Raw genomic sequence first — 6345 nt, 5'->3', positions numbered from 1 at the left:
TGGGGAAAAGTTTCTTTCTGGTCTGGCTCTTACTATGTTTCCAGTACAGGGGGAGCTACTATCGAAAAGCTCAAACAGTACATAAAGAATCAGGAAGGAGGGAAATAAAATTGGGTGTTGCTATCCTTCCCCAATCCGCTACGCTGAGATTGGGGACTGCCGCAACCGACATTCAATTATTGATTACTCATTATCATTAGTTTGGCTTTATGATTTTGATAGTAAAAATATTTAAATCCTATAGTAACTGTGACTAAAAAAACTACCTGGAGCGATCGCTTTGAAACCTCTTTACATCCTATCATTGCTGAGTTTAACGCCAGTATTGGCTTTGATATTGAATTGATCGAATATGATTTAACTGGCTCGGTAGCCCATGCCAAAATGTTGGCAAAAACAGGTATTATCACCCCTGAGGAGGGAGAAACCCTTGTGACAGGACTAGAACAAGTGCGTCAAGAATATCGGGCAGGAAATTTTAACCCTGGCATTGACCAAGAGGATGTCCATTTTGCGGTGGAAAGAAGGCTAACGGAAATTGTGGGCGCAGTGGGGAAAAAGTTGCACACGGGGCGATCGCGCAATGACCAAGTGGGGACGGATATTCGTTTATATTTACGGGATCAAATCAAACAAATTCAAGAATTATTACGAAACTGGCAATTAGCCCTTTTAAACCATGCACAAAACCACGTAGAAACCCTCATCCCCGGATATACTCACCTACAACGGGCGCAACCCATCAGCTTGGCTCATCACCTTATGGCATACGCTCAAATGGCACAAAGGGACTGGCAACGACTAGAACAAATTTACGATCGCACCAATATCTCCCCCCTCGGCTGTGGTGCTTTGGCTGGTACTACCTTCCCCATTGACCGTCACTATAGTGCAGAATTACTAAATTTTGGCTCTGTGTATGAAAATAGCCTTGATGGAGTCAGCGACAGGGATTTTGCCATCGAGTTTTTAAGTGCTTCTAGTCTGATTATGGTACACCTAAGCCGCATCAGTGAGGAGATGATTTTGTGGGCATCCCAAGAATTTAGCTTTATTACCCTCAAAGATAGTTGCTCCACGGGTTCTAGTATCATGCCCCAAAAGAAAAATCCAGATATTCCTGAATTAGTGCGCGGTAAAACAGGGCGAGTATTTGGACACCTACAGGCTATGTTAACCATCATGAAAGGTTTACCCCTAGCCTATAACAAAGACTTACAGGAAGACAAAGAGGGTATCTTTGATACGGTAAAAACCGTTAAGGGTAGCTTACAGGCGATGACTATTTTGTTATCCGAAGGGTTAGAGTTTCGCACCGCTAGGCTAGAGGAGGCAGTTAATGAAGACTTTTCCAATGCCACCGATGTAGCGGACTATCTAGCGTCTAAAGGTGTGCCTTTCCGTGAGGCTTATAACTTGGTGGGTAAGGTGGTTAAAACTTCCCTCAGTGCAGGAAAACTATTAAAGGATTTAACTTTATCAGAATGGCAAGAGTTACACCCTGCCTTTGAAAATGACATTTATGAGGCGATCGCCCCGAAACAGGTGGTAAAAGCCCGTAATAGCTATGGAGGAACAGGTTTTGATCAGGTTCATAGGGCGATCGATAATCTTAAAACGTTGATTAACGAGGGCAATGGGGAATAGTTTTACTATAATCTAAGTCTCAAAGTATCCTAAAAATCCTATTTTCAACTCAGGTTAAACTACCCCAATAATTCAATAGTTGATGGATTTAATTAGCGGGTAGTTTTTCTGATAAAAAAGTTTAGAAAATAAGGTCAAATAAATTTTATTCATACAAGCAATAGCCTTAACCAGCAAAATCAGTATTTTTAAAAAAATCATTATATTACCACAATAAAAAAATGTCCAATATTTTACAAGCCTGTTTAACAGTTATGAGAAATATTAATACTGAAATATATAATGTTAATACAGGTAAAAATAGAATTAATAATGTTGGTCAAGGCTTAGAAATTTTCATACAAGATATATTCGCTAATACATTACAAGAAAAAGATGAAAATATACGCTTACAAAAAATATCTCAAGTATATTCTTATTTAGGGAATAAAAATAATCCCCCTGATTTAATTTTAAAAAATGGGGATGCTATTGAAATAAAAAAAATAGAATCTAATAACTCCAGTATTGCTTTAAATAGTTCTTATCCCAAAGATAAACTATATAGTAATAGCCCGATGATAACTAAATCTTGTCGAGAATGTGAAAGTTGGCAAGAAAAAGATATAATTTATAGTATTGGATACGTTAAAGATGGTTTGTTAAAAACTTTATGTATGGTTTATGGTGATTGTTATACCGCCGATTAAAGTATTTATCAAAGAATAAAGTTAATTATATCTAAAGGAATTAATAATATTTCCGATCTGGAGTTTACTGAAACTAAAGAATTGGGGAAAGTAAAAAAAATTGATCCTTTAGGCATTACAGATTTAAGAATTAGAGGAATGTGGCATATTGCTAATCCCATTAAGGCATTTAATTATCTATTTGAAGTTAATAATAATTATCAATTTTCATTAATTGTTTTGATGAAAAAACAAAAGTATTTATCTTTTTCTCAAACTGATCGTCATTCCATAGAATCCTCTAAAGAATTAGGAATAAAAGATGTGAATATTAAAAATCCAAATAACCCAGCTCAGTTAATAGAGGGAAAGTTAATTACTTTTTATAGATAACTTTAATCATCATCGTAGGAGATAAAAAAGTGAAAATAGTATCCTTATTTTCAGGGGCTGGAGGATTAGATAAAGGTTTTGAAAAAGCAGGTTTTTCTACTATTTGGGCTAATGAATATGATAAAGACATTTGGGAAACTTTTAGAAATAATTTTCCTAATACTCATTTGGATCAACGTTCAATAACCAAGATTCCTTCCGATGAAATTCCTTATTGTGATGGTATTATTGGAGGTCCTCCCTGTCAAAGTTGGAGCGAAGCAGGGGCATTAAGAGGTATTGACGATAAAAGAGGTCAATTATTTTTTGAATTTATTAGAATTTTACGGGATAAAAAACCATTATTCTTTTTAGCAGAAAATGTGTCGGGAATGTTGGCCAAAAGACATCATCAAGCCCTATATGATATTCAAAAGTTATTTATGGAGACTGGTTATATTCTCTCTTTTTCCCTTTTAAATGCACTTGATTATGGCGTACCACAAGATCGTAAAAGAGTCTTTTTTATAGGTATTAGAAAAGATTTAAATTTTGAATTTCAATTTCCTCAAAAAATCAATCAATCCAAAGTTTTAAAAGATGTTATTTGGGATTTACAAGATAGTGCTATTGCCGCAGTTAATAAAACCTATACCAATGGTGGTAAATGTTTTATTGCTAATCATGAATATTTAACAGGAGGATTTTCGAGCATTTATATGTCTCGTAATAGAGTAAGAAGTTGGGATGAGCCTTCTTTTACCATTCAGGCTGGGGGAAGACACGCACCGATTCACCCCCAAGCCCCTAAAATGCCCTTAGTGGATAAAGATAAACGCATTTTTGCTTCTGGTTATGAACATCTTTATCGTCGCTTGAGTGTCAGGGAATGTGCAAGGATTCAAACTTTTGATGATGATCATATTTTTTACTATCAAAATGTCAATGCAGGTTACAAGATGGTAGGAAATGCGGTGCCTTGTCAGTTGGCTTTCCATTTAGCAATGGCAATTCAAAAGCAAATAGATAAACCCACTAATAGCTATCAACAAAGGGTTAGGTTGCATTCTCAAAAACAACTAAGTTTGTTTTAAAATAATTCGATTTCAGCAAGTAATAGACTGGCAATAGAGTTGAAGTGTATAAAAGAAAATCTGAAACCTTAGTTATCCATTATCCTCCCCCTGCTTTCACAGGCAAACCCTTTTTGTTGCCAAGTCTCAAGGTCAACATCCGCAAGGTTAATAACCTTATGACAAGGGGGATTTATAAATTGCCCTGCCCATGCCCACCATAGACTACGAGTAACATCTAGTTTTGTCTTTAAATCGCTTTCATGGTTTGCAGGAATACCATCAACTTCAGGAATACCGTTAACATCTACTGCCATTCCCTGAGATATTAAACTAATTTTTGCCATCATGCCCGCACGGGGAAGATGAGTCTCGGAAGTAATCATTTTTACTTTCCTGACTCCCCAACTTTTGAGAATAGGCACGGAAAAAAAGAAGTTGTCGAAGGTAGAATCGGCGCAGGTTTCTAACCAAGTATTATCCAACCTTGCCCCTTCCCTTTCAAATAGTAATAATATACAAGGATCATCAGATCCTGTGGAAATAATGATAGGAATATCGGGGTTTTCCTTGGCAACCTGTGCAATATAGATTTCTCTGGTAATGCTTCCTCCTAATACCAAGTAGGCATCCGTGGGCTGTTGGGCATTTTGTTGGGCTTGAAAAACGTTAGCGAGTAGATGGAGGGTAATAATGGTTATTATCCCCAAGATGAAGAATAAAACTATTTTTAGCAGTTTTTTTAAGGTACGGTAGCCCTTTTTAGCTCCAATCTTCTTCTTCATTTTCTACTCGTTTTTTGCCATATATTTTCCCTTGGGAGTGTAATTTTCTTACCTGTGAGAAAAGTTCGTCTTCCGTCATGTCCCACTGTTGCAAAATCACATCTAAATCCCGCTGAATATCCCTTGCCCCCGGAAAGTTGTGGTAACGAATCCTTAACCTAGCTACTTCTGCCATGTGATGTTCGGTTTTATCTTCTACGAAAATTTTTTGTACAATTACCCTATCAATGTGGGCTTGGGGATGTTGTTGATCTCTGATCATGGATTTTCGCTCACTAAACCTCCACCTCTTTGCCAAAGGTCGATTCTGGTATTAAAAGAACCCGTTGCCAAGATATTACTATCGGGGCTAAAGGTTAGGGTTTGCACCCAGTCTCTATTGTAGGGGATGAAGGCTAGTTCTTGGGTAGTATTAAAATCCCAGATTCTTACTCCATCGTTGCCTCCACTAGCGAGGGTTGTACCGTCGGGGGATAGGGCTATGGTGCGAATGCGATCGCCATGGAGTCCAAATTCAGCTACTTGTAAGCGGGTTTCTAAATTCCACATCTTAACGCTTCTTTCTTGGGAGCTGGTAAGAATGTTATTGCCATCGGGAGTAAAAATTAACCCTGTAATTTGGGAGCTATGGGGGGTAAATTCTCTGATTCTTCTGGCGGTGGTTAAATCCCAGAGGGTTACTTTTCCTGAACCGTCACCACTGGCCAAAATTCTTCCTTCGGGATGAATGGCTAGGGCGTAGGTAGGATTGCCCACACTATTTAAGATGTAAGATAGTCGTCTAAATTCTAAGTTCCATACCCTGATGCCATCTAACGCTCCACTAACTAAGGTTTTACTGTCAGGGCTAATGGCGATCGCCATTACATTATTAGCGTGGCTTAAAAAAGTTGTTTCATGTTCCCCTGTTTTGCCATTCCAGATACGTATATCAGAGGCTTGACCAGTAGTGACAATACTTTTACCATCAGGACTATAAACAAGGGTATTAACCGCTGAACCGTGCGCCCTTTGATTTTTTAATGGTCTGCCCGTTTCTACTTCCCAAAACCTCATGCGGGGGTCATTAAAACTGCCCACACTCACTAAAGTATGTCCATCGGGGGTAAATGCTAATCCATTAACAGGGGATGTGTGTTCTTCTAAACTAAGTAAAAATCCTAAATCTCCCCAACGGTTGCCAATATTTGCCAAGTTAGGATTACGGAAAAAACGAGTTTCTATATTTTGCTCAGAGGGTTCTGACTCTGCTTCACTGGGAGAGGTTAAAAAAACATTCCATGACAAGAGAACAAGAAGGAATAGGGACAGCTTTGTAAATTTCATTGCATTTTCAATGATTAATAATGGTTAGGATAACATTTTATATTTTATGGCTTATTATTGACACTCCCACCGGTAAGCTGAGGCTTTAGCGGGGGATTCTTGGTTCACTGACTCGTCTTACCCTGGCAGGTGTTGCCACCAACCAAGATAGAGGACAAATCTCCCCAAGCGTTTAAGTCCCATAACTCGGACTTGCTTCCCCAATGCCCTTGGGTAGCTTTTCTTAAAATATTCAATGATGCTTGTGTATCACGGTCTTCAACATATCCACAACGGCAAACATGAGTTCTTGTGGAAAGACTTTTCTTGATTCGTTTCCCACATTGAAAACAATCTTGACTTGTGTAGGCTGGATTTACCGCAATAGTTAGTTTTCGGTATTTCATCCCAAAATACTCTAACCATTTACGAAACTGACTCCAACCAGCATCATTAATACTTTTTGATAACTTACTATTTCTAACTAGATTTTTC

At 38.0% G+C, this 6345-nt stretch carries 7 protein-coding genes and 1 pseudogene; 4 read left to right on the top strand and 4 right to left on the bottom strand.

What is annotated here, in order from left to right; translation table 11 throughout:
• From ACXITR_RS11425 to ACXITR_RS11410, 4 genes and pseudogenes are all read left to right on the top strand, one after another.
• Positions 1-108, top strand: a 108-nt coding sequence (locus ACXITR_RS11425) for a transposase (RefSeq protein WP_457997346.1), incomplete at its 5' end; no start/stop codon positions are given.
• A gap of 141 nt (positions 109-249) precedes the next feature.
• A complete protein-coding gene (gene argH, locus ACXITR_RS11420; RefSeq protein WP_457997345.1) occupies positions 250-1647 on the top strand; it encodes an argininosuccinate lyase in 1398 nt (465 codons plus the stop codon).
• A gap of 221 nt (positions 1648-1868) precedes the next feature.
• Positions 1869-2708: pseudogene (locus tag ACXITR_RS11415) on the top strand (NgoPII family restriction endonuclease).
• A 29-nt stretch (positions 2709-2737) separates the two neighbouring features.
• The gene (locus tag ACXITR_RS11410; RefSeq protein WP_457997344.1) at positions 2738-3781 is read left to right on the top strand and encodes a DNA cytosine methyltransferase; all 1044 of its coding nucleotides are present in this window, start codon (positions 2738-2740) and stop codon (positions 3779-3781) included.
• 68 nt (positions 3782-3849) lie between these two features.
• On the opposite strand, the gene ACXITR_RS11405 is transcribed toward ACXITR_RS11410, so the two are convergent.
• The 4 genes from ACXITR_RS11405 to ACXITR_RS11390 form a co-directional block, all read right to left on the bottom strand.
• Positions 3850-4545: a YdcF family protein gene (locus tag ACXITR_RS11405; RefSeq protein ID WP_457997343.1), complete on the bottom strand. Its 696-nt coding sequence runs from the start codon at positions 4543-4545 to the stop codon at positions 3850-3852.
• Entirely contained in the window at positions 4523-4807 is a 285-nt protein-coding gene (locus ACXITR_RS11400; RefSeq protein ID WP_457997342.1) for a DUF3288 family protein, read from the bottom strand. Before ACXITR_RS11400 ends, ACXITR_RS11405 begins: the two co-directional genes overlap by 23 nt.
• Entirely contained in the window at positions 4804-5871 is a 1068-nt protein-coding gene (locus ACXITR_RS11395) for a WD40 repeat domain-containing protein (RefSeq protein WP_457997341.1), read from the bottom strand. The genes ACXITR_RS11400 and ACXITR_RS11395 overlap by 4 nt, the downstream gene beginning before the upstream one ends.
• Before the next feature lie 104 nt (positions 5872-5975).
• On the bottom strand, positions 5976-6345 hold a 370-nt coding region (locus ACXITR_RS11390), incomplete at its 5' end, for an RNA-guided endonuclease InsQ/TnpB family protein (protein ID WP_457997340.1).

The sequence above is a fragment of the Cyanobacterium sp. genome, from assembly GCF_054166785.1.
The sequence above is the reverse complement of the archived record's forward strand: the minus strand, read 5'-3'. Positions and strand labels throughout refer to the sequence as shown.

Bases quoted from the DNA above. Each gene is read 5' to 3' on its own strand.
- ACXITR_RS11405 (WP_457997343.1), bottom strand. From the start codon at position 4,545: ATGAAGAAGAAGATTGGAGCTAAAAAGGGCTACCGTACCTTAAAAAAA.
- ACXITR_RS11400 (WP_457997342.1), bottom strand. From the start codon at position 4,807: ATGATCAGAGATCAACAACATCCCCAAGCCCACATTGATAGGGTAATT.
- ACXITR_RS11395 (WP_457997341.1), bottom strand. From the start codon at position 5,871: ATGAAATTTACAAAGCTGTCCCTATTCCTTCTTGTTCTCTTGTCATGG.